General features: G+C 50.1%; 1 tRNA gene and 1 rRNA gene. Both read left to right on the forward strand.

The annotated features are described in order from the left end of the window. Positions 1–125 precede the first annotated feature (125 nt). Positions 126–241: ribosomal RNA gene (gene rrf / locus Q3V31_RS30805) — 5S ribosomal RNA — on the forward strand. A gap of 12 nt (positions 242–253) precedes the next feature. Then, positions 254–330: transfer RNA gene (locus tag Q3V31_RS30810), tRNA-Met, on the forward strand. Positions 331–373 lie beyond the last annotated feature (43 nt).

A 373-nucleotide genomic window follows, 5' to 3' on the forward strand; every position in this document is an offset into this window, starting at 1 on the left:
CAGGTTGATAGGTTCGAGGTGGAAGCATGGTGACATGTGGAGCTGACGAATACTAATAGATCGAGGACTTAACCATATAATATGTAGCAATGTTATCTAGTTTTGAAGGAATATGCCTTCAATAGTTTGGTGACGATGGCAGAGAGGTCACACCCGTTCCCATACCGAACACGGAAGTTAAGCTCTCTAGCGCCGATGGTAGTTGGGACCTTGTCCCTGTGAGAGTAGGACGTCGCCAAGCTATTTATATCATCGCGGGGTGGAGCAGTACGGTAGCTCGTCGGGCTCATAACCCGAAGGTCGCAGGTTCAAATCCTGTCCCCGCAACCAATGGTCCCGTGGTGTAGTGGTTAACATGCCTGCCTGTCACGCA

Source organism: Bacillus nitratireducens, from assembly GCF_036320425.1.
In the GTDB taxonomy this organism is placed as follows: Bacteria; Bacillota; Bacilli; order Bacillales; family Bacillaceae_G; genus Bacillus_A; species Bacillus_A nitratireducens.